20 protein-coding genes are annotated in these 20996 nt (G+C 70.7%); 12 read left to right on the top strand and 8 right to left on the bottom strand.

Features of this window, described 5'->3' with window-relative positions:
* Window positions 1-46: 46 nt before the first annotated feature.
* The 5 genes from ACIP8Z_RS00625 to ACIP8Z_RS00605 all read left to right on the top strand — a co-directional run bounded on the left by ACIP8Z_RS00625 (window position 47) and on the right by ACIP8Z_RS00605 (window position 5193).
* Window positions 47-2770, top strand: coding sequence for a nitrate- and nitrite sensing domain-containing protein (locus ACIP8Z_RS00625; RefSeq protein WP_402076933.1), 2724 nt, complete (start codon window positions 47-49; stop codon window positions 2768-2770).
* A gap of 32 nt (window positions 2771-2802) precedes the next feature.
* Window positions 2803-3234: a roadblock/LC7 domain-containing protein gene (locus ACIP8Z_RS00620; protein ID WP_187620541.1), complete on the top strand. Its 432-nt coding sequence runs from the start codon at window positions 2803-2805 to the stop codon at window positions 3232-3234.
* Window positions 3227-3598: a DUF742 domain-containing protein gene (locus ACIP8Z_RS00615; protein WP_402076930.1), complete on the top strand. Its 372-nt coding sequence runs from the start codon at window positions 3227-3229 to the stop codon at window positions 3596-3598. The genes ACIP8Z_RS00620 and ACIP8Z_RS00615 overlap by 8 nt, the downstream gene beginning before the upstream one ends.
* Complete coding sequence (locus tag ACIP8Z_RS00610; RefSeq protein ID WP_402076928.1) at window positions 3579-4175, top strand: GTP-binding protein; 597 nt, start codon at window positions 3579-3581, stop codon at window positions 4173-4175. Before ACIP8Z_RS00615 ends, ACIP8Z_RS00610 begins: the two co-directional genes overlap by 20 nt.
* 73 nt (window positions 4176-4248) lie before the next feature.
* A complete protein-coding gene (locus ACIP8Z_RS00605) occupies window positions 4249-5193 on the top strand; it encodes a nucleoside hydrolase (RefSeq protein WP_402076926.1) in 945 nt (314 codons plus the stop codon).
* Between the two features lie 39 nt (window positions 5194-5232).
* On the opposite strand, the gene ACIP8Z_RS00600 is transcribed toward ACIP8Z_RS00605, so the two are convergent.
* Complete coding sequence (locus ACIP8Z_RS00600; RefSeq protein WP_402076924.1) at window positions 5233-7194, bottom strand: acyl-CoA dehydrogenase; 1962 nt, start codon at window positions 7192-7194, stop codon at window positions 5233-5235.
* A 332-nt stretch (window positions 7195-7526) separates the two neighbouring features.
* On the opposite strand from ACIP8Z_RS00600, the gene ACIP8Z_RS00595 reads away from it, so the two are divergent.
* Window positions 7527-8171, top strand: coding sequence for a dihydrofolate reductase family protein (locus tag ACIP8Z_RS00595; protein ID WP_402076922.1), 645 nt, complete (start codon window positions 7527-7529; stop codon window positions 8169-8171).
* Between the two features lie 132 nt (window positions 8172-8303).
* Here the strand turns inward: ACIP8Z_RS00595 and ACIP8Z_RS00590 are convergent, their stop codons facing one another.
* Window positions 8304-9215, bottom strand: coding sequence for a LysR family transcriptional regulator (locus ACIP8Z_RS00590; RefSeq protein WP_402076920.1), 912 nt, complete (start codon window positions 9213-9215; stop codon window positions 8304-8306).
* A gap of 145 nt (window positions 9216-9360) precedes the next feature.
* On the opposite strand from ACIP8Z_RS00590, the gene ACIP8Z_RS00585 reads away from it, so the two are divergent.
* Window positions 9361-10413, top strand: coding sequence for a YncE family protein (locus ACIP8Z_RS00585; RefSeq protein WP_402076917.1), 1053 nt, complete (start codon window positions 9361-9363; stop codon window positions 10411-10413).
* Between the two features lie 156 nt (window positions 10414-10569).
* Here ACIP8Z_RS00585 and ACIP8Z_RS00580 read toward each other — a convergent pair whose 3' ends face one another.
* Window positions 10570-11457, bottom strand: coding sequence for a LysR family transcriptional regulator (locus ACIP8Z_RS00580; protein WP_402076914.1), 888 nt, complete (start codon window positions 11455-11457; stop codon window positions 10570-10572).
* A gap of 143 nt (window positions 11458-11600) precedes the next feature.
* Between ACIP8Z_RS00580 and mgrA the strand changes: the two genes are divergently transcribed.
* Window positions 11601-12593: an L-glyceraldehyde 3-phosphate reductase gene (gene mgrA, locus ACIP8Z_RS00575; RefSeq protein ID WP_402076912.1), complete on the top strand. Its 993-nt coding sequence runs from the start codon at window positions 11601-11603 to the stop codon at window positions 12591-12593.
* An 18-nt stretch (window positions 12594-12611) separates the two neighbouring features.
* Here mgrA and ACIP8Z_RS00570 read toward each other — a convergent pair whose 3' ends face one another.
* Window positions 12612-13154, bottom strand: a complete 543-nt coding sequence (locus ACIP8Z_RS00570) for an SUKH-4 family immunity protein (protein ID WP_402076909.1) — start codon at window positions 13152-13154, stop codon at window positions 12612-12614.
* Between the two features lie 304 nt (window positions 13155-13458).
* A complete protein-coding gene (locus ACIP8Z_RS00565) occupies window positions 13459-13971 on the bottom strand; it encodes a hypothetical protein (RefSeq protein ID WP_402076907.1) in 513 nt (170 codons plus the stop codon).
* 730 nt (window positions 13972-14701) lie between these two features.
* Between ACIP8Z_RS00565 and ACIP8Z_RS00560 the strand changes: the two genes are divergently transcribed.
* Window positions 14702-15172, top strand: coding sequence for a lamin tail domain-containing protein (locus ACIP8Z_RS00560; protein WP_402076905.1), 471 nt, complete (start codon window positions 14702-14704; stop codon window positions 15170-15172).
* Between the two features lie 131 nt (window positions 15173-15303).
* Here the strand turns inward: ACIP8Z_RS00560 and ACIP8Z_RS00555 are convergent, their stop codons facing one another.
* Both ACIP8Z_RS00555 and ACIP8Z_RS00550 read right to left on the bottom strand, forming a co-directional pair.
* Window positions 15304-15873: a TIGR03086 family metal-binding protein gene (locus ACIP8Z_RS00555; protein ID WP_402076902.1), complete on the bottom strand. Its 570-nt coding sequence runs from the start codon at window positions 15871-15873 to the stop codon at window positions 15304-15306.
* Between the two features lie 312 nt (window positions 15874-16185).
* Window positions 16186-17448, bottom strand: a complete 1263-nt coding sequence (locus ACIP8Z_RS00550; protein ID WP_402076900.1) for a saccharopine dehydrogenase C-terminal domain-containing protein — start codon at window positions 17446-17448, stop codon at window positions 16186-16188.
* Window positions 17449-17573: 125 nt separating this feature from the next.
* On the opposite strand from ACIP8Z_RS00550, the gene ACIP8Z_RS00545 reads away from it, so the two are divergent.
* The 3 genes from ACIP8Z_RS00545 to ACIP8Z_RS00535 all read left to right on the top strand — a co-directional run bounded on the left by ACIP8Z_RS00545 (window position 17574) and on the right by ACIP8Z_RS00535 (window position 20077).
* Window positions 17574-18287: a TetR/AcrR family transcriptional regulator gene (locus ACIP8Z_RS00545; protein WP_402076898.1), complete on the top strand. Its 714-nt coding sequence runs from the start codon at window positions 17574-17576 to the stop codon at window positions 18285-18287.
* 276 nt (window positions 18288-18563) lie between these two features.
* Window positions 18564-19208 carry a GAP family protein gene (locus ACIP8Z_RS00540; protein ID WP_402076895.1) on the top strand — a complete coding sequence of 215 codons (645 nt, stop codon included), beginning with the start codon at window positions 18564-18566 and terminating at the stop codon, window positions 19206-19208.
* A 320-nt stretch (window positions 19209-19528) separates the two neighbouring features.
* Window positions 19529-20077, top strand: coding sequence for a DUF1062 domain-containing protein (locus tag ACIP8Z_RS00535; RefSeq protein ID WP_402076892.1), 549 nt, complete (start codon window positions 19529-19531; stop codon window positions 20075-20077).
* A 254-nt stretch (window positions 20078-20331) separates the two neighbouring features.
* On the opposite strand, the gene ACIP8Z_RS00530 is transcribed toward ACIP8Z_RS00535, so the two are convergent.
* Window positions 20332-20928, bottom strand: coding sequence for a hypothetical protein (locus ACIP8Z_RS00530; protein ID WP_402076890.1), 597 nt, complete (start codon window positions 20926-20928; stop codon window positions 20332-20334).
* Window positions 20929-20996 lie beyond the last annotated feature (68 nt).

The following is a 20996-nucleotide window of genomic DNA, read 5'->3' as shown; positions in this document are numbered from 1 at the left end:
AGCATCATCTTCACTGTCGTCAGCTCGCTGCGAGGATTCCATTCAGATGTCAGGCACTAGCGACCCGAAGGCGCGCCACCGGCTTGTCCCGCGCAGGTCCCTCCGCACGCAGCTGATCATGCCGATCGTCGCGCCCGCCATCGCCCTCACGGGCCTCTGGGGCTACACGGCCGCCGGTCTGGCCGGCGAGCAGATCCAGCTCCAGGACGACGCGGAGCGGACCGCGACGACCGGTGGCAAGACCCTGAACGTGGTCTCGGGCCTGCAGCAGGAGCGGCGCCTCACGGCCCTGTGGCAGACGAGCCGGTCGGCCGCGGCGCGCAGCGCCCTGGACCAGGCCCGCGCGAAGACCGATGCCGCGGTCGTCGAGTTCCGGGCCGCCCTGCCCACCGTGGACAGCTCGCTCGGCGAGCCGGCGCGGCGCCTCGGAACCTCCCTGGACACACTGGCCGGCCGACGCGAGGCGATCGACGCCCGCACCATGTCCTCCGCCGACGCCTTCGGACACCTCACCGACGTCATCCAGAGCGGTACCGACCTGATCGGCGCCGCGGTACGCAGCGAGGACGGGCCGCTCTCCCAGGGAGGCAACGCCACCGCCACCCTGGTCCGGCTCGTCGAGATGCTGTCGCGCGAGGACGCTCTGCTGTCCGCAGGCCTCCCTCAGGGCGCCATCTCCACAGCCGCCCACCAGCGATTCAGCCACTCCGTCGGCGCCCAACGGGAGATACGGGCCTCGCTGGCCGTGGACGACCTGCCCGCCGACACGCGAGCCCGGTACGCGCAGATCGCCGCCACCCCGCGGTCCTCCTCGATCGCCTCCATCGAGGACGCGGTCATCGCGGCACCGGCGACACAACTGCCGTCCTCGACGAAGGCCTGGAGCGCCGACGCCGAGACCCTCGTCACCGACCTGCAGAAGCTCACCGCCGCCTCGCTGGACGAGCTGGTCGACGCGGCCTCCGACCGCGCGACCGGTCTGCTCATCGGCCTGATCGCCGGAACGACGCTCACCGCGGCGCTCCTCACGGCCGGCGCGGTCCTGGGACTGAGGGCCCGCCGCTCGACCCTCGACGCGGTGGCCGAACTGCAGCGCCGGACCGAGGAAATGGCCCGCCAGTGGCCCCAGGTGCTGGCCCAGTCCGAGCGCGGGGAGCCGCTCACCCCCTTCCCCCAGACGCCCCCGCTCCTGGCCGCCGGGGAACTCCAGCTCCTCGGATCCGCGATCGAGGGACTCCGCCACACGGCCATCGACGCCCTCCTCAGCCAGTCCCGGGGGCACGCGGGCGCCGAGAAGGTGCTCGGCCAGCTGACGCGACGCACCCAGACCCTGATCCACCGCCTCATCGCGCTCCTGGACGACCTGGAGCGCAAGCACGGCGACTCCGATCTCCTCAAAGACATCTTCAAGGTGGACCACCTCGCCACTCGTGTGCGACGGCACGCCGAGAACCTGGTGATCCTCGGCGACACGCCCCCCAGCCGCCGGATGACCGAACCGGTGACCATCACCGACGTGATGCGCAGTGCCGTCGCCGAGACCGAGCACTACACCCGCGTCAAGGTCGAGAACCTCCCGGCGACGAAGCGGATCGCGCTGGCCGGCCGGGCCGTCGCCGACGTCACCCACCTCCTCGCCGAGCTCGTGGAGAACGCCACCAACTTCTCCCCGCCCTACACCCAGGTCGTCGTCAGCGCGCTGCACGTCGCCGAAGGCGTGGCGCTGCACGTCGAGGACCACGGCCTCGGCATCCCGGCGGACCAGCTCGCCCAGGCCAACCACATCCTGGCCCATCCGCAGAAGCCCGACATGGCGGCCCTCGGCGCGGACCCGCGCCTCGGGCACTTCGTGGTCGCCCGCCTCGCCCAGCGCCACCAGATCCGGGTCGAACTGCGCCCCTCGGTATACGGCGGCACCCTCGCCATCGTGTTCCTCCCGGTCCACATGCTCGAGGAACTCGACTCCCCGGTCATGGACCAGCTCAGGGCCGCCGCCCAGGTCTCCGTCAACGCGATCAACGCAGGAACGGTCCCGCAGCCCGAGGTCGCCCCCTCCTTCGGATCCGCCACCTCCGCCCTCCCCGATCCGACGCCGTACACACAGCCGTTGGACGGGCCGCCCGGCCTCGTCGGCGACCCCGGGGGCCGCGACGAGCACGACCTCGTCGCGGACGCCCGGTACATCGCCGAAGCCCCCGCCGCGCCTCCCCGCGAGACGCACAGCCGAGTCCCGGACTACAGCGGATTCCCCACGTACGGAGGCGCCGGCCTCGTCTCGCCGCACCACCCGGACAGCACCGAGCCCCTCGACACGCACCAGCGCCCTGCGAGCCCCGAGCCTCCCCGAGCCGCACCCCTTCCCCGCCAGGCGCCCACCGGCCGCCCCATGGCCGAGGCCCCCGTCCGGGCGACGCCCACCGGCCGCCCCACGGCCGGCACACCCGTCCCGCCGATGCCCGCCGGCCGCCCCATGGCCGAAGCACCCGTCCGGTCGACGCCCACCGCGTCCGGGAGCCCGTACGGAACTCCGGGCGGCGACAGGCAGAACCTCGGGCAACCCGCCACACTGCCCCAGCGCACCCGCGGGTCCAGCCTCGCCGTACAGCTGCGCCGTGAGGCGGCGGAGGCAGGCAGCCGTCTCGACAACGAGGGCGGAGGCCCGCCCTCGCCCGAAGCGTCGGCCCGCATCATCGCCGCCATCCGGCGCGGGATGGACCAGGCCACCGGAACCCACAGCGCACCACGCCACGACGGTGGACGGGCGAACTGACCATGGGACCCAACGAACTGCGAAGGAATGCAATGACTGAAGTGGCCACCAGCAGGCAGCTGGACTGGGTCCTGGACGATCTCGTGGGCCGTATACCGGAGATACGATGCGCCATCGTGCTGTCGGGAGACGGTCTCCTCATCGGGAAGTCGCACGACCTGGGCCGGGACGACGCCGAGCGCCTTTCGGCCCTTGCGTCCGGCATGCACAGCCTCGCCCGGGGCACGGCGCAGTACTTCCGCGGCGGCGCGGTCCAGCAGACCGTCATCCAGATGGAGCACGCGTTCCTGTTCATCACCGCCGCCGGTCAGGGGGCGCGTCTCGCAGCCCTCGCCTCGCAGGAGGTGGACGCGGGCATGATGGCCTATGAGATGGGGACCATGGTCAAGCAGGTCGGAGCGTATCTGAGTGCCGCGCCGCGCATTCCAGGCCACCACACCGTCGCACACAGCCAGGATGCCTGAGCCGCGCGAGCTCGACGGGGCGATTGCCGGACGTCACCTCCGGCCCTACACCATCACCGGTGGTCGTACTCGACACAACCACTATCACTTCACGCTGATCACCCTGGTGGTCACGCGATCGCCCGGCGTCGACCATCCCCACTTGACGCCGGAGGCGGCGCAGATCCTGGAGCTGTGCCGCCACCGGGCCATAGCGATCGCGGAGATCGCCGCCCACCTGGATCTCCCCGTAAGCGTCGTCAAAGTCCTCTGCGGTGATCTCCTCGGAGACGAGAAGATCATCGTGCAGGCGCCACCCTCACAGTCCGACAGACCGAGCGTGGAACTCATCGAAAGGGTTATCGATGGCATCCGCCAGCTCTGAACAGATCCATCTCCCCACGGCCGTGAAAATCCTTGTCGCGGGTGGATTCGGTGTCGGCAAGACAACGATGGTCGGGTCGGTGAGTGAGATCGCGCCGTTGGAGACGGAGGAGCGACTCACGCAGGCCGGCCAGAGCATCGACAGTCTCGACGGCGTGGAAGGCAAGACGTCCACCACGGTCGCCATGGACTTCGGCCGCATCACGATCAGCCCGGAGCTGGTGCTGTACCTCTTCGGCACACCGGGCCAGGAACGCTTCTGGTTCATGTGGGACGAGATCGCCCACGGCACCCTGGGCGCGCTCGTGCTCGCGGACACCCGCCGCCTGGAGGCCTCCTTCGGCTCGATCGACTTCTTCGAGGAACGCGGCATCCCCTTCGCGGTCGGCGTGAACTGCTTCAACGGAGAACGGGCCTGGACCACGGAACAGGTACGCTCCGCCCTCGACCTGGACCCCGTCGTTCCGGTGGTCCTGTGCGACGTCCGCACGCGGGAGTCCAGCAAGGAGGTCCTGCTCGCGGTTCTGGAGGCCGCTCATCGCCGGGCATCCCCTCAGTTCTCGACGACCGGGCCGTGACGGACCACCGGAACACGGGACGGGCGCAGTCGCCTCCCTTCGCGCGACGGCCCGGATGTGGGACGGTGAAGTCATGCCCATTCCCGTGATCCTCGACTGCGATCCCGGTCATGACGACGCCTTCAACATCCTGCTGGCCGCCGCGCACCCCGCCATCGAGCTGCTCGCCATCACCACCGTCGCGGGCAACCAGACCCTGGAGAAGACCACGCTCAACGCCCGCCGGGTGTGTTCGGTGGCCGGGATCCGGGGCGTACCGATCGCGGCGGGAAGGGAAGGACCGCTCCACGGACCGCGCCGGATCGCGGAGAACATCCACGGCACCTCCGGCCTGGACGGGCCCGGCTTCGGGGAGAGCGAGCCGGAGGTACCGCAGGACCCGCGCGACGCGCTCACCGTCATCCGGGAGACCCTGCTCGCGCACGCGGCGCCGGTGACGCTGGTGCCGACCGGGCCGCTCACCAACATCGCGGTCTTCCTGCTCGCCCACCCCGAGCTGGCGCCACGGATCGAGCGGATCGTGCTCATGGGCGGCTCGACGGGGCGCGGCAACACCACGCCCGCGGCCGAGTTCAACATCCTGTGCGACCCGGAAGCGGCGGACATCGTCTTCCGCAGCGGCCTGCCGGTGACGATGTTCGGCCTCAACGCCACCCATCAGGTCCGGGCCACCCCCGAGGTCGTCGCCCGGATCGCCGGGCTCGGCACCCCGTTGAGCGGGCTCTGCGTCGATCTGCTCACCTACTTCGCGTCCACCTACCGCGAGGTCTACGGCTTCGACGCGCCCCCGCTGCACGACCCACTGACCGTCGCCCACCTGATCAACCCCTCGCTGGTCAGCCTGGTGCGGGCGGCGGTGACGGTCGAGCTGTCCGGTACCCACACCCGGGGCGCGACGGTGGTGGACCTGCACGGCGTGACCGGCGGGCCCGCCGACACCGAGGTCGGCATGGAGGTCGACACGGACGGGTTCTGGGAGCTGATCGTGGAGGCCGTGCGCACCCTCGGCAGCAGGTGAAACGACGAGTCCTTACCGGCGCGTGGGGGCCCGCACGGCTCAGCCCACGAGATCGGGCGCACGCAGCATCTCGGGCGGGATGCCCCACGCGTCGACGAGGTCGACCGCGAGGGGCCGGACCTTGCGGCAGAGATCGTTCACCTCACGGCTGATCGCCTTGGAACGCTGCACGGTCAGCCGGCCGTGCTCCATGAACCAGGCCCGGTCCGCCTCGATCGTCGACAGGGCGAACAGGTCGCACAGCAAGGCCAGCGCCACCTTCTCGCCGCCCTCGGGCATCGCGCGTACCTTGTCGACGAAGGCCTCCGTCACCAGCCGCTCGACGTGGGCGCGGGCGAGCGCGACGACGTGGTCCTGCACGTGTGAGAAGACGTCACCGGGATCGCCCTTCTGGTCGATCCCGCGCTTGATCCGGCGGGCCAGGCCGGCCAGCATGTGCTCCTCACGGAAGCGGACCATGGCCAGCTGGTACTCCGAGTCGAGGAGCCCGGCCTCCCGGTCCCACGCGTCGCCGCCCGGCAGCAGGTCGCGTACGCGCTCCAGCAACTTGTGGACGGAGGCCCGCTCAAGGAGCGTCTCGACCGCGAGGCTGGTGACGTAGCGGACCATGCCGGCCTGGTCGAGGTCCTCGAACGCGCTCGCCTGATCGGTGAGCAGTCCCTTGGCGACGAGCTGCAGCAGGACGTGGTTGTCGCCCTCGAAGGTGGTGAAGACGTCGCTGTCACTCTTGAGCGCGGCGAACCGGTTGACGGCGAGATATCCGGCGCCGCCGCACGCCTCGCGGCACTCCTGGACGACCCGGGTCGCGTGCCAGGTGGCGAGCGCCTTCAGCCCGGCGGCCCGCGACTCGAGCCGACGCCGCGCCTCCGCGTCGTCCGTGGTGCCGGAGAAGACGTCGTGCAGCTGCGAGCGGACGACGTCCTGAGCGAAGTGCAGGGCGTACGTCCGGGCGATCAGCGGCAGCAACCGGCGCTGATGCAGGCCGTAGTCGAGCAGCACCTGCTCCCCGTCGCCCGAGGCCGCTTCGAACTGCCGCCGCCGAACGGCGTACGTGGTGGCGATCGCCAGGGCGACCTTGGAGACGTTGATTCCGGCACCACCGACGCTGACCCGGCCCTGTACGAGCGTGCCGAGCATGGTGAAGAAACGCCGGTGGGGGTTCTCGATCGAGCTCTCGTAGACGCCCTCCGGGCTGACGTCGGCGAACCTGTTGAGGAGCGCCTCGCGCGGCACCCGCACATCGTCGAACCAGATGCGGCCGTTGTCCACGCCGTTGAGCCCCATCTTGCGGCCGTCGTCCTCGATACGGACGCCGGGCGCCGGCTCGCCGCCGACCCGGACGGGCACGACGAAGGCGTGCACGCCGTGGGAGGTCCCGGCCACCTCCAGCTGGGCGAAGACGACCGCCAGTTCGGCGTGGCGGGCCGCGTTGCCGATGTAGTCCTTGCGCGCCCGGTCACCGGGGGTGGTGACGACGAACTCCTGACGTGTCGCGTCGTACCGCGCGACGGTGCCGAGGGCCTGGACGTTGGAACCGTGGCCTGTCTCGGTCATCGCGAAGCAGCCCATCAGCTCGCCTGTGATCAGGCCCGGCAGATAGGCGTCGTGGTGGCGCTCGGTGCCGAGGTGAAGGATCGCGCCGCCGAAGAGACCGAACTGCACACCGACCTTCACCAGCACCGACAGGTCACCGAAGGCCAGCGTCTCGAACGCGGCGATCGAGGCCCCGACGTCGCCGCCACCGCCGTACGCGGCCGGGAAACCCATGCCGGTCTGACCCGTCGCGGCCATCTCGACCACGACCTCACGCACCCGCTCGCGGAACGTGTCGATGTCGAGTTCCTCGGCCTCCTCAAGGACGGAGGCGTACGTCGAGAGGTTGGTCCGGACGAGGTTGCGGATCTCCGCGTACTCGCCGTCGAGCACCCCGGAGAGTGCGCGGACGTCGATGTCGGGCTGCACGTAGCCGGTCGTGGGGGTGGATGTGTCGTCGAGGGCCATGGGGCTTGGCTACCCCGCCGCGGAAGGATCAACCGGGGTGATCGGGTGGGGTCGGGGGAGTCGCGGAGGCCGAGACGTCGTTTCCCGGACGGAGGGTCGGAGATCCGGCCCACCGTCGCCGAAGGGCAGCCCGAGCGCCCGTCGACCATCCCGTCTCCTGACGTCCGGCCCCGCAAGACACGCCACCCGGTCCGGCAAGGCACGCCGCCCCGCTTCGGCCGGATGGCCCAAGCGTCGGCCGGGTGAGCAGGGTTGCTTCGCGTCGATGAATCGGCGGCCGACCGGCAGGGGCTATCTCTTGACGGAGACAACCGACGCAGCGGGAGTAAGCCATGGGCCTCATCACCATCGAGCTGTTCGCGACCCTCGACCTGGTCGGGCAGGCGCCCGGCGGTCCTGACGAGGACCCGGCGGGATTCCCGTTCGGCGGCTGGCAGGCGCCCCTGCTGGACGAGGTCGCCGGGGCGCAGATCGGTGCCGCGTACGAGGGCACGGACGCCCTCCTGCTCGGCCGGCGGACGTACGACATCTTCGCCGCCTACTGGCCCCACCAGCACGGCGGCGAGGACAGCGAGATCGCCACGCTGTTCAACAGCGTCCCGAAGTACGTGGCGTCTCGCGGCACGCCCGACCTCTCGTGGGCCGGGTCCACGCAGCTCGGCCCGGACCTCGCCGCCGCGGTGCGTGAGATCCGTGACCGGCACGAGGACGTGAAGGTCGTCGGGAGTCTGAACCTCGTGCAGACCCTGCTGCGCGAGAAGCTCTTCGACCGTCTTGACCTCTGGCTGCACCCGGTCGTGCTCGGCGTCGGGAAGAAGGTGTTCGACGACGGCGCGGTGCCCACCAACGTCACGCTCCTCGCGCCCCCGGTGGCCGGCCCGACGGGGACCGTGTTCCTGCGCTACGGGATCGCCGACGGCACTCCCGCGACGGGGGACATGAGCCTGCCCGACCGCGGTCTCGGGAACAACGGCTGAGGCCCCGTCAGGCAGGGACGGTCACGAGAGACCCGGAACAGGGGTCCTCACATGAACATGAATCAGCCGAGGTGGGACAGCGGAACCGCCGACAGCCGACGGCGGGGGCGTGCCAAGCCGTCCGGGCGGGGATCAGCGCTCGGCGTCGCCGAGTCCTGCCGAGGCGAGGACGGCGGCCGCCAGGTGCTCGCGGAACCAACTGTGACCCGGGTCGGTCGAGTTACGGGGATGCCAGGCCATTCCGAGGTCCATGGGTGCCAGGTCGAGCGGGATGGCGAACGTCCGCAGCCCCATGGCGGAGACGGCGTCGGGAAGCCAGTCGGCCAGGCTGAGCGCGACGAGGTCGGTGTCCCGGGCGAGCATCATCGCGCTCGTGTGGCTGGGTACCACGACCGCGGTCCGGCGCCGCAGTCCGAGGTCCGCCAGCGCGTGGTCGATGGGCCCGAGGCGCTTGCCGAGCCGGGAGATGCCGATGTGGTCGGCCGCCGCGAACCTATGGGCGTCGATCGGGCCGTCGAAGAGAGGATGACCCTGGCGGGCGATGCCGACAGGCTCCATCCGCGTGAGCTGCCGGGTCCGGATCTCCGGGTCCAGGTGTCCGAGGACGCCGAGTTCGACGTCCACCCAGCCCTGTCGCAGCCCGGGGCCGCCCTCGACCGCCTCGGGCAGGAAGACGACGTCCACCTCCGGGGCCTCGGCGTGGATCCGCTCGGTCAGGCTCGTGGCGAGCCCCACCAGGAGCAGGTCGGTGGCCTGCACCGTGAACGTGCGCTGGAGACGCGCGGCGTCGAAACCGGGACCGGGTCGCAGGACGTTGTCGCAGCCGCGCAGCAACGCGCCCACCTCCTCCCGGAGTTCCAGGGCCCGCGGGGTCGGGACCATTCCCTGGCCGGCCCGGACGAGCAGCGGGTCGCCGACCGCACGGCGGAGCCGGGCCAGGGTGCGGCTCACCGCCGCGGGCGACGTACCGAGGCGTTCCGCTGCTCGGGTCACGCTGTGGTCCTGGAGCAACGCGTCCAGGACGCGCAGCAGGTTGAGATCCACCAATGGCTCCTGAACTGCAATTTTGCATCTGAGGCAATGATTGGATGCTCATCTTTGCATTGTTGTGGCACTCCGCGACGCGGAGAGTGGAGACGCCCGCGGAAACGCGCGGCATCCCTCCCTCCACCCCACCCGAGGAGCCGCTGTGCACCAGTCCCCCCGAACCGGTCGGGAAGGCGACGTCCTGGCCGTCGTCAGCCAGAGCGGGCCGACCGTCTCGTTCTTCGACGCCGCGTCGGACCGCCACCTCGGCCACGTACAAGTCCCGTCCGAGCCCCATGAGTTGTGCTTCGACGCGACGCACCGGCTCCTGTGGTGCACGCTGACGTACCACTCGGGCTACTACCACGCGAACGGCGGCCGACGCACCGACCTGGCCGTGATCGACCCCGACACCCGCCGGATCGTCGAGATCGTCGACATCGGCCCGGAACACGGTCCGCACGGCCTGGCGCTGGACCCGGTGCGCGGCCGGATGTACGTCAGCGTGGAGGGCGCCGAGAACCGGCCCGGCGGTGTCGTGGTGATCGACACGGCGACCCGCCGGCCCGTGGGCAGGATCGACACCGACGCGCCCGGCCCGCACTGGTTCGCCATCGACCCGGCGGGCAGGACGGGGTACGCCACCAACAAGGAGGCGCCGTTCGTGTCGGTCGTCGACCTCGAACGGGGCGTCGTCACCTCGAAGGTCGAGGTGCCGGGCAGCGAGGGCCTCGCTGTCTCCGATGACGGCACGCACGCCTTCGTCGCCGCGCCCTACGGCGACTTCTCCTCCGCCGCCGAAGACCGGCCGACCACGGGCATCCGGGTCATCGATGCCCGAACCGCGTCCGTCGTCGACACCCTGCCCACGGAGGACATCGTCCTGCCGGTGCATCTGACCTCGACGGGGAAGCTGCTCGTGGGCGAGGTACGCACGGCACCCGATCCGGGGTCGCGGCTGGGACGCCACGCACCGGGCCGCCTCACCGTGTTCGCTGCCGACACCCGCGAGCAGGTGGGTGAACTTGTGGTCGGGCACTTCCCGTTGACCATCAGCTCGTCTCCCGACGGCCGACTCGCCTATGTGGCGTGCGCCATCTCCTCCACCGTCGATGTCGTCGACCTGGAGACGCTGGATCGCCTGGCCCGGCTGGACATCGCCAAGCTCGGCGAGGCCGGCGCGCACGGCCTGGCGTATCTCCCGCGCCCGGCCTGATCGCCGCGCGGGGCGGAGGCGGACGTCCTCGCCTTCCGCCCCGGCTGCGAGGCCAGGGGAATGCTGTACGCGGCCACCGGACTGACGATCGTACATGCCACCCGTCGCCGTGACAGGCAGGGCGACGGGTGGGGCCCCCAGGGGGACGTGCTCCGCTCAGCGGGCGGATCCCCGTTCCAGAAGTGTCATCAGCGCGCGGGCCGCCGGGCTGGTGGCCTGCGCCGGTGGCAGCAGGGCCACCGTCTCGTAGACCGCTTCGCCGGTGTCGGCGAGGGGGATGGCGTGCAGGGAGTCCCGCTTGTGCCGGAAATGCCGCGGTACGGCAGCGACACCGAGGTCCTCCTCCACCAGGTCCAGGAGGCTGTGCACGTCGTTCACCTCCAGGGTCACGGTGCGCGGTACGCCCGCGGAGGTGAAGGTCGCGTCCGTGGCCCGACGCGGTCCCCAGCCGGGGTGGAAGTCGACGAAGTCCTCCTCCGCGAGGTCTCGGAGCGCGAGGACCGGCCCGGCAGCGGAGAGCGGGTGCCCGGGGTGGCACAGTAGCGTCATCGGCTCGGCTGCCAGTGGCACCGAACGCAGTTGGTCGGAGTCGGCGCGGGTGCGGTAGGCGAAGGCCAGGTCGAGGCGTCCGGCGGCGACGTCCTCGGCCAGTACGAGCCCACCCTCCTGCCGGAGCCGTATCTCCACCTCGGGATGCCGCCGCCTGAACGCCGCGAGCAGCCCCGCCACGTGCACCCCCGCGACGCACTGCTCGGCCCCGAGGCGGAGCGTGCCGCGCACCACGCCCTGCACGGCCGCCACTGCCTCGTGCGCGGCCCGTACCTGCGCCAGGATGCGCTCCGCCTCGGCCAGCAGCGCCCGCCCGGCCTCCGTCAGCGTCACCCGGCGGGTGCTCCGTACGAACAACGGAGCCCTCAGATCCCGCTCCAGGGCGCGGATCGACGCCGACAGACCCGACTGGGAGACCATGAGCCGCTCCGCGGCCCGTGTGAAGTGCCGGGCCTCGGCGACGGCGACGAAGTGCTGGAGATGCCGCAGTTCCATGATTCAGAAGCCTATGCGCTGAATCCCATCGGATTCTCCTGTTGGATTCATGTCCATGGGTCAGGAGAGATTGGTGGCGGCACGACAACCTCCCCGCCGACCCCCGTCCCCCCGGGGGGTCGTCCCCACACCATGGAGTCGCTTTGTACACGGCACATTCCGACCGCTATGCCGACATGCTGTACCGGCGCGCCGGGCACAGCGGCCTGAAGCTCCCCGCCCTCTCCCTGGGGCTGTGGCACAACTTCGGCCCGGACCGGCCGGCGGAGACCCAGCGCGCCATCCTGCGCCGCGCCTTCGACCTCGGAATCACCCATTTCGACCTGGCGAACAACTACGGCCCCCCGCCCGGCGCGGCGGAGTCCGCCCTCGGCGACTTCCTGCGGACGGACTTCGCGCCCTACCGCGACGAACTGGTCGTCTCCACGAAGGCCGGATACCTGATGTGGCCCGGCCCGTACGGCGAGTGGGGCTCCCGCAAGTACCTGCTGTCGTCGCTGGACCAGAGCCTGCGCCGACTCGGTCTCGATCACGTCGACATCTTCTACTCGCACCGCTTCGACCCGGAGACGCCCCTGGAGGAGACCATGGGCGCCCTGCACTCCGCGGTGCAGCAGGGCAAGGCGCTGTACGTCGGCGTCTCCAACTACTCCGCCGAGCAGACCCGCGAGGCCGCCCGCATCCTCGCCGAGCTCGGCACTCCCCTCACCCTGCACCAGCCCCGCTACTCGATGCTCGACCGACGCCCGGAGGACGAGGGCCTGCTCGACGCCCTCGACGACCTGCGGATCGGCTCCATCGCCTACTCACCGCTGGAACAGGGCCTGCTCACCGGCCGCTACCTGGACGGTGTCCCGGAGGACTCCCGCGCCGCGAGCGACAGCCCGTTCCTGAGCCGGGACGCCGTCACCGAGGACGTCGTGACCCGGTTGCGCGCCCTGAACGACCTCGCGTCGTCCCGCGGCCAGACCCTGGCCCAGTTCGCCCTCGCCTGGGTGCTGCGCGGCGGTCGTGTCACGTCCGCCCTGGTGGGAGCGAGCAGCACACGACAGCTCGACGACAGCGTGGCCGCCCTCCGCAACCTCGACTTCGACACCGAGGAACTGGCCCTCGTCGACGAGCTGGCCCGTTCCTGAAGGGGGGAGGCAGGCGCGTCAGCCCCACATCCCGAGGGTGACCTCTTCGAAGAACCGGCTCCACGCGCCGTTCTCGTCGGCGAGGGGTGTCTCGTCGACCTGGGTGATGTGTCCGCGGAGCTTCCCGATGGCGTCCGCGCGTGCCTGGTCGTCGTGGTGGGGGAGGGTCTTGAGCCCGGCGAGACCGATCTCGACACTGGTGAGGGTGTGGACGAGCGAGGAGACGTCCTGGTGCATGGGGACGTAGCACTCCTCGCCTTCGGCGAAGGAGCAGACGCGGCCGCTTCGGGGGTCGAGGGCGACGGTGGTGAACTGGAACTCCCCGAGGATCTCCCAGTGCTCGGCGCCTTCGGGGAGGGAGGCGCCGTCGGCCTCGAAGTCGGCCTTGAGGGATGGCCGGCACGGCAGCCGGTCGGCGGAGCCGAGGTCGAGCTTGCCGGAGAACAGCCTGCTCGACGGCAGTCCCACGATCGCAAGGAACCTGGCTGTGCCGGGGTGCATGCGGCTGTCGGTGGGCTGGGGGAAGTAGGTGACGCCGGTGAGCCCGAAGGTACTGAGCACTTGTTCGGCTGAGATATGGATCAACACGATGGAGGCGACGCCTGTCTGTCCGTGGGGCGCGGGGCAATTTCTGAGGGATGATCGATCACCATCCCAGAGGGTCAGGCGTCGAGGGTGGCGGTGCGGCGGTAACGGCTTGGTGGGACTCCCCGTTCGCGGGTGAAGGCCCGGGAGAAGGCGAGGCGTGCCGACGTCGGAGGTGAGGGTTACTTCATTGCGCGGCGCGAGAGGTCGGACCACTCGTCCCAGGTCTTGAGGCGGTCGGCGTAGATCGCGGGAGCCGAGATGATCCTTGAGGTGGTGCCTAGATCCTTCCTCGCACGAACCGGGTCCGGTGCCCGAGTACCTGGCCCAGCTCCGTGACGAACTCCGGCAGCAGCGCGGGCCCGTTCCGGAACTCGAACCCCAGGTACGCGAAGGCGAACCCGTCTCCAGCCCACTCCCACGCGGCCAGGGGCACCACCCGTCCGCACGCCGGGCACGGCACCTCGCTCCTGCCGGTGTTCCACCATGCGTCCATGGCCGGCGAGAACACCTCACGGTGTCCTTCCCCGAACGCCACCGCGCAGTACGGGCAGACCGGCGGCCCATCCTGCTGCGGCGAGAAGAACACCGTCCGCCCGGTGACAACGGTCAGTCCATCGCTCCCGACCGCTTCCCTGAACCCCGTCGCCCGCTCCCACCGCGGACCCGGACCGTAGCCCGTCAGCCCCACGATCCCCTCACTCACCAGCCAGGCCGCCACCTGCTCCCCGTGCGCGACGGCGTCTTCGGCGGTCGCCTCCAGGTCGACGATCGTCTGAAAAGAGCTGCTCACAGCCGTACGGTAAGCGGCCTACTCGATTCTGCACAGCCCGCCCCCCCCAGCACCGCTGCCGCCTGCGACACGAGCCGAGGGCCCGACTTCCCCGTCCCGTACGTGTCCGACCCCCCCCGTCGCGCTCACCTCAGCCAGGTACCGCATCCCCCGAGACGGAGAGGTCACCACCGACAACGAGTACGCCTTCAAGGGCGCCCGCATCACCACGTTCCCGCAAGCGGCTGAGCGGATCGTCCTCGCATCGCAGTGCCCCAAGGTGCCCGGGCAGCGCACCCGCTCGGAGCAGAGGCCATGTAGCGGCCATCGGTTACCCAGTGACGCGAACACGGAGCACGTACCGAGCCCCACGCCGATCACCGCTTCCGGTGTTGCTAGGGCCCGGATACGTGCAGTACGGCTGTTACCCGGGCTGCTCACGCGGTTGGCGGAGTGTGCTGCGCTGAGCGACGCGGGGTGCGTGCGAGCGGGTAAGGGCTTGTGGCTGATCTCAGTACGGGTGGGTGTAGCCGTCAGTGATTGTCGGGGTCACGTCTCTCGCGTATGCATGCCGGATACAGGCGATAGTTACAGAAATGTCCGTACTCGGTAACCAGTCCTGTGTGGCGCTCCGGCGGGGTGGGCGGGGCTGCAGAGTTCGGGTCCTCGGCCCAGCACCGGACCGGGACTCGCATCGCTCTCACCGGTCGCGACCGGCCGGGGGAGCACCGTTCCTGAGGAGACATCCCCCATGTCTGCTTCTTCGACCGCCCGCCGTATCGCCGCGACCGTCCTCGCGGCCGGCGCCATGGTGTCCGTCGTCGCCCTGCCGGCCTCCGCTCACGACGGCGACCGTCACCGGACGCCGAAGGTGGAGATCAGCGCCGTCCAGGCCGACAGCCCCGGACGCGACAACCGCACCGTCCGGTCGCTGAACGCCGAGTGGGTCGAGATCACCAACAACACCCGCCACGCGATCAACCTCGACGGCTGGACCCTCAAGGACGAGGACGGCCACCGCTACACGTTCAACGACTACCGCCTCGCCGGCCGCTCCACCGTCCGCGTCCACACCGGTGAGGGCCGCGACACCCGCACCGACCTGTTCCAGGACCGCCGCACCTACGTGTGGGACAACCGCTCCGACACCGCGACCCTCCGCGACGACCGCGGCCGCACCATCGACACCGAGTCCTGGGTTCGCCACCACCACCGCCGCTGACCCCCATGCCGGTGCCCCGGCTTCCGCCATGTCCACAGCGGAAGCCGGGGCACCGGCATGGGATCTGACAGCGGCAGGCAATGGTCGGAGAGGGCCCGGGGGCCGATCGGCGGGCCTGAGGGTGGCGGGTCTCAGGGTGTACGGCCGCTGGTCGCGAGGGCGCGGGTGAAGGCGGGGGAGTCGGCCTCCACCGGGGCCGGGGCGGCGAAGCCTTCGTACGCGCGGTACATCTCGGCGTAGCGCTCGACGACGTCGAGGAGGTAGGCGCCGGTGTCCTCGGGCAGTGTGAAGTCCTGGCCCGTGGCACGGGCCAGGTCCCAGCCGTGCAGGGCGAGTTCGGCGACGAGCATGGCGGCGATCTCGCCGGCGGGCATCGTGTTGCCACCACCGAGGTCGACATCGCCCTCCCACGCCTCGGGTTTCGCCCAGGCGGCGAGCGCCCGGTCGAGCTGGGCGGCGTACCGCTCGGGCCAGTCGGCGTCGGCGGTGAAGTCGTGCGCGAGCAGCTCGTCGGGGAGCTGGGTGCGCAGGGCGCGGTGTTCGAGGCCGTGGGCGGTGTAGAGGACGAGGTGGTTGGCGAGCTCGCGGACGGTCCAGCCCGTGCAGCCGGACGGTCCGGCGAGCTGCTCCGGGCTGATGCCACGGGTGACCCGGGCGGCTTCGGCGGCGCTGCTGGCGAGGTGTGCGTGGATCTCGTTCATGCCGCCCACGCTAGGGACCCCGCCCGCGTCGGTCTTGAACTTTTCCGACACGTCTTGGGGTGGGGTCGAGTGTCCGCGTTCCGGATGGGCGCGACCGCCGAGGAGGTCGGGTCGGCCCGCTGGTGCGCGCTCGCGCGCTCACGCGCGGGGCCGCCCGGGGTCCCGGAGGCGACTTCCATACGGAACGGTCGTCGCCTGCCGGGTCCGGGCTTGCCCAGGAACCCCCGGCTGACCTGCGAAGGTGAGGCGTAGTGGGGATCGTTGGCTTGCCCACTCGCTCATCGGCGCGCGGAGGTCCTGGGCGAGAGGGCGTCAAGCGCGGCCGGGGGCGCCGCCGGGCGTGGGGGCCGGCTCCTGCTCGCGCAGGGCCCAGGGGGAGCCGTACGCGGTGAGAAGGTCGAGGAAGGGCCGTGGCGGCAGGGCTTCGGGACCGAGGACACCGGGCCCGGACCAGGCGCCGGTGGCGAGCAGTTCGAGGGCCACCACCGGGTTGACGGCGGTCTGCCAGACGACGGCCTGGGAGCCGTACTCCCGCATGGACCACTGGTTGTCGACCACGTGGTAGAGGTACACCTCGCGGGGCAGGCCGTCCTTCGTGCCCTTGACCCAGGTCCCGGCACAGGTCTTACCGGTCATCCGTTCCCCGAGCGCCGCCGGGTCCGGCAGGCAGGCCGCGACCACGTCGCGGGGCGAGACGCGGGCGGGGCTGCCGTCCTCGCCGCGGACGGTGACCGGCGCGGTGGAGTCCAGGCCCAGGGCGTGCAGGGTCTTGAGCTTGTCGATGAAGTCCTGGCCGAGGCCGTACTTGAAGGTGACCCGGCGGGCGCCGACCCAGCGCGGGATCAGGAGGACCTCCTCGTGCTCGACGTTGACGCACTCGACGGGGCCGATGCCCTCGGGGAAGTCGAAGACCTCCGGCTCGCTGAACGGGGCGGTGGTGAACCAGCCGCGCTCTCGCTCGTACACCACCGGAGGGTTCAGGCATTCCTCGATCGTCGTCCAGATGTTGAAGGACGGCGCGAACTCGTGGCCCTCGACGGACAGGTCGGCACCGTCGCGGATGCCGATCTCCTCGATGTCGTCGAAGAGTTCGTCGGCCGCGTAGCGGGCGAAGACGTCCGAGAGCCCGGGCTCGACACCCATGCCGACAAGCGCGATGCGGCCCGACTTCTCCCACTCGGCGGCCCGTTCGAACTGTTCGTCGCCGAGCTTCACCCCGCAGACGCTGTACGGGTCGTCGGGGTGCGGGCGGGAGAGGGACATGGCCATGTCGAGGTAGTGGCTGCCCGCCGCCAGCGCGGCGTTGAACAGGGGCATCACGAAGCGCGGATCGGTGGCGTTCATCAGGACGTCGCATCCGCGCTCGGTGAGCAGCCGGGTGACCGCCGCCTCGTCGGAGGCGTCGACGCGGCAGGCGCTGAACCGCGTCTCCTCGCCGCCCAGGGCCGCGACCGCGGCCTCGGCACGGGCCAGGTCGTAGTCGGCGACGACGAAGCGGTCGAAGAAGCCGCGGCGGGCGGCGATCTTGGTGATCGCGCTCCCGACACCGCCGGCGCCCACAAGCAGAACACGCATGGCACAGTCCTTTCTCGGTGAGGCGGGTGCCTCAGGGGGCTGATGGAACCCGGCGCTCCGAGTTAAGGTCAATGATGTTGGCATAAGGCGGGGGGACCCGGACGGCGACACGGAAGAGTGTGGCGATGGCTAAGCAAGTGGTTCCCGAGGAGGCCCGCAGACGGCGGCGACCCACTCGGCGGGGGACGGTGCTCTCCGAGGCGCTCATAGTCGAGACGGCTCTGCGGATGGTGCGCGAGCACGGGAGCGCGGGCCTGTCCGCCCGGCGGCTCGGCGCCGCGCTGGGGGCGGACCCCAGCACCCTGTACCGGTACTTCGACGGCATGGACGGGCTCACACGCGCCATCGGCGAGGAACTGATCGGCCGGGCGCTGGCCGGCTGGGTCGCGACGGGGCGGTGGCGCGCGGACCTGCGCTCACTGGGCCTGCGCATCCACGGCGCCTACCTCGCCCATCCACAGGCCGCGCTGCTGACCGCGAGCCGGGTGACCGGCCGGCCGCGGGAGATCGCCGCCGACGAGGCGATCCTCGGGAGCCTCCGCGGGGCGGGGTTCGCGGATGCGGACGCGGTGCGGATCTATCACGCCTACATCGATCAGTGCCTGGCCTTCGCGGCGCTCGACGCGGGCGCGCTCGCGCTGACGGCGAAGGCGCGCGAGGCGGACGAGGAGATGTGGGAGACGACGTACGCCCGGCTGCCGGCCGACGCCTACCCGAACATCGCGGCCACCGCGGGGCTGCTGGCCGAGCGCATGCCTCACAGCGCGTACCCGGTCGCGCTGGACATGCTGCTGGAGAGCGCCGAACGCCAGCTGGCCGCCGGGGGCGCGGCCGGCTGAGCGGGCGGGGCTCGTGCCAGCACCGTCGACCCCTTCTCCGTCCGCCCCGCGGTGCCGGGAATGCTGGCGCTGGACCCCCGCTGACCGCACCTCCTGCCTGGCGACGCATCGTCCCGACGGACCGGCTCAGGGCTTCTTGGGCGTGGCCTGCTTGACCGGCCGAGCCGCCGCCTGCAGAGTCGGGATGCGCGCCGTGGCAATGCCGCTTCCTCGGCAGGCCCCCGTCCGCAAACAGCAAACAGCGAACAACCCTGAGATTCAGGAGCGACTGTTCCGATGGTCCTCGACCTGGTGGTGATCGGTACGGCCATCACTTTGGGGCCTTTGCACAACAGCGCCTTCATCCTGCTGCTCTCCTCGCGGCGCGGCGTTCGTCAGGGTCTGGCGTTCCTGTTGTCGTGGCTGGCCAATCTGGCTGCCGTGATCGCCGCCGTGGTGCTGCTGACCGGCGGGCAGCCCCCGGCCCGTCACAGCGCGCCGTCGACCGCCGCGATCATCGTGAAACTCGCCATCGGTCTGGCGCTGGCGGTGTACGGGGTGTACCGGCGGCGCCGGCCACCCCGCCCGCACGGCCCGCCACGCTGGGCCGCCCGGATCGACAACGCGTCTCTGGGTGCGGCCGCCGGTCTGGCGTGGGTGCTGCAGCCCTGGGGACTGGTCGGCGCCGGTGCCGCGACGGCCCTCGACGCGAACCTCTCCACGCTCACCGACTGGCTCGCGCTGACCGGCTACTGCCTCCTGGCCACGCTCAGCCTCATCGTCATGGAGATGTACACCGTCTGGGTACCCAGGGCCGCGAACGCCAGGCTGAACTCCCTACGGAACTGGCTCGGGGACCATCAGGAGCAGCTGATCGTCACCCTTGCACTGCTCGTGGGCCTGTGGCTGACCGCCCGGAGCATCTACGAGCTGGTCGCCTGACGCAGACGGCTCCAGCGGCCGCCGCCGGGCCCGGTCCGCATACCGTCCGGCAGGCGGGTGTCCACGGCGGGCACGTCTTAGTGGGTGTCATCAGACAGGGCGACTACCCGTGTCAGGCGACCCCTTCGGACGGGAGCCCCGGGAAAACCTGTGGAACGGCGGCACCGTGCGCCCGTACCGTGCTGCCGAGCCACGTCGTCGAGCCAAGGGCAGACCGTTGTACACCGTGTGAGACCCCCGAGCGCTGAACCGTCGCGCGTCGCGCTTCCGCGCCGCGCTCCTTCTTGCTGCGGATTTCTCACTGAAACCGGTGTACTCCTGTGCTCAACAGCTGGGTGGTCATGCCCACCTGCCTTCCTGCCGTCCTCCGCCGTTGCCACACCTGTGCCTCCGAGCGCTTCCGGCCGAACGGCAAGTTCCGCGTCAACGCGAACCACAAGCTCCTCGACGTCTGGCTCCTCGTGCTCTGCACGGCCTGCGGGGAGACGGCGAAGCTCACGGTCCTGGAACGGACGCACGTCCGCTCCGTACGACCCGAGCTGCTCGACCGGATGCACGACAACGACCCGCTCCTGGCCGCCGAGTTGCTCCAGGATCCGGTCCTACGGCGCCGCAATCACGTCGCCCTCGACTGGGACGGCGCCTGGCGCCTCGACACCGGCGGATCGGATCACCTGGGCGGCGAGGCCGTCGACGTCTCGGTCCGCTTCGCCGCCCGGATCCCCGTGCGGCCGGTCCGGCTGATCGCCGAAGGCTTCGGTCTGTCACGGGCCGAGGTCGAGAGACTGATCGCGGAGGGCAGGCTCGTCTCGGCTGACCGGCTGAGCGGTCGGCTCTCCGCCGACTTCACCTTCGTGCTCAAGCGCTGACCCTCCAGGGGCCAGGGGCCTGTCCGGCGGCATCCGCCGCCGGACAGGCCCAAGGCATCCCCAGAGCCTGTCTCTTGGAAGTGCCGTGCGCAGGGTGCGGCATGCCGGATTGACAACCCGTGTCGGCGTCGGCGGCAAGGTGTGAAACTTCGGGCCATGAGCCACCCGAGCTCAGTGACCCGGACCATCTCCGGGAGATCGAGCGCGCCTGGCCGAGGACCGGCCTCTGGTCCGCCTCGTCGGCGTGTCCCGGCTCAGCGAAGACCGCGCTTCTCGCGTTCGGCTTCGATCAGCTCCTCCATGAGTTCCGCCGGGTCCACCCTGTACTCGGTGTCATCGAGGGCGTCGTACTCCTGGGTGCTCAGTGCTAGGCCGAGCTCGGCCAGTTCGGCGGCCAGTTGTGTGAACGCGATTCGCTCGTCGGGCTCATCCTGGTAGCTTGCCCGCTCGGCAGCGGCCCCCTCGGTCAGGGTGAGGCCGACCAGGCGCCAGAAGCTGAACTCGGTGTCCAGCTCAGTGAGATGCCAGGCACGGTCCGCCGGTTCGTCGGGGTGCAGCCAGTAGCCGATCCACCCCTTTCCGCCCTTCGCCACGAGCTTGACGTACTGGGCCATCTCCGCCGCTGCGGCGTTGACGGCCTGCATCTCCGGGTCCGCGCGTTCCTCTTCGCTCAGATAGCTGGTGTCCAGGAGCGGGTGGACCTCTCCCGCCTCGAAGAATTCGAGTTGGAGAAGGTGGGTGAAGTCGGTGCGGCCTCCCCACTGCGCAACCAGCAGAACGCGCAGATCGTCGGGTATCGGACGGCCGTCCAGCCGCTCGCGGGAGAACTCGGCGAGCCGTTCGTCGTACATGCGCCCTCTCCAGAGGTTGAAGCAAGATCCTCACGTCAACGTAACAGCGGCGTCTGACAAGGGGCCGC

Source organism: Streptomyces sp. NPDC088553 (assembly GCF_044752965.1).
Lineage (GTDB): Bacteria > Actinomycetota > Actinomycetes > Streptomycetales > Streptomycetaceae > Streptomyces.
The sequence above is the reverse complement of the archived record's forward strand: the minus strand, read 5'-3'. Positions and strand labels throughout refer to the sequence as shown.

Excerpts from the sequence above, each read along its gene's own strand:
- ACIP8Z_RS00625 (WP_402076933.1), top strand. The coding sequence starts at position 47 with ATGTCAGGCACTAGCGACCCGAAGGCGCGCCACCGGCTTGTCCCGCGC.
- ACIP8Z_RS00605 (WP_402076926.1), top strand. The coding sequence starts at position 4,249 with ATGCCCATTCCCGTGATCCTCGACTGCGATCCCGGTCATGACGACGCC.
- ACIP8Z_RS00530 (WP_402076890.1), bottom strand. The coding sequence starts at position 20,928 with ATGTACGACGAACGGCTCGCCGAGTTCTCCCGCGAGCGGCTGGACGGC.
- ACIP8Z_RS00610 (WP_402076928.1), top strand. The coding sequence starts at position 3,579 with ATGGCATCCGCCAGCTCTGAACAGATCCATCTCCCCACGGCCGTGAAA.
- ACIP8Z_RS00555 (WP_402076902.1), bottom strand. The coding sequence starts at position 15,873 with ATGAACGAGATCCACGCACACCTCGCCAGCAGCGCCGCCGAAGCCGCC.
- ACIP8Z_RS00600 (WP_402076924.1), bottom strand. The coding sequence starts at position 7,194 with ATGGCCCTCGACGACACATCCACCCCCACGACCGGCTACGTGCAGCCC.
- ACIP8Z_RS00560 (WP_402076905.1), top strand. The coding sequence starts at position 14,702 with ATGTCTGCTTCTTCGACCGCCCGCCGTATCGCCGCGACCGTCCTCGCG.
- ACIP8Z_RS00620 (WP_187620541.1), top strand. The coding sequence starts at position 2,803 with ATGACTGAAGTGGCCACCAGCAGGCAGCTGGACTGGGTCCTGGACGAT.
- ACIP8Z_RS00540 (WP_402076895.1), top strand. The coding sequence starts at position 18,564 with ATGGTCCTCGACCTGGTGGTGATCGGTACGGCCATCACTTTGGGGCCT.
- ACIP8Z_RS00545 (WP_402076898.1), top strand. The coding sequence starts at position 17,574 with ATGGCTAAGCAAGTGGTTCCCGAGGAGGCCCGCAGACGGCGGCGACCC.
- ACIP8Z_RS00550 (WP_402076900.1), bottom strand. The coding sequence starts at position 17,448 with ATGCGTGTTCTGCTTGTGGGCGCCGGCGGTGTCGGGAGCGCGATCACC.
- ACIP8Z_RS00580 (WP_402076914.1), bottom strand. The coding sequence starts at position 11,457 with ATGGAACTGCGGCATCTCCAGCACTTCGTCGCCGTCGCCGAGGCCCGG.
- ACIP8Z_RS00615 (WP_402076930.1), top strand. The coding sequence starts at position 3,227 with ATGCCTGAGCCGCGCGAGCTCGACGGGGCGATTGCCGGACGTCACCTC.
- ACIP8Z_RS00595 (WP_402076922.1), top strand. The coding sequence starts at position 7,527 with ATGGGCCTCATCACCATCGAGCTGTTCGCGACCCTCGACCTGGTCGGG.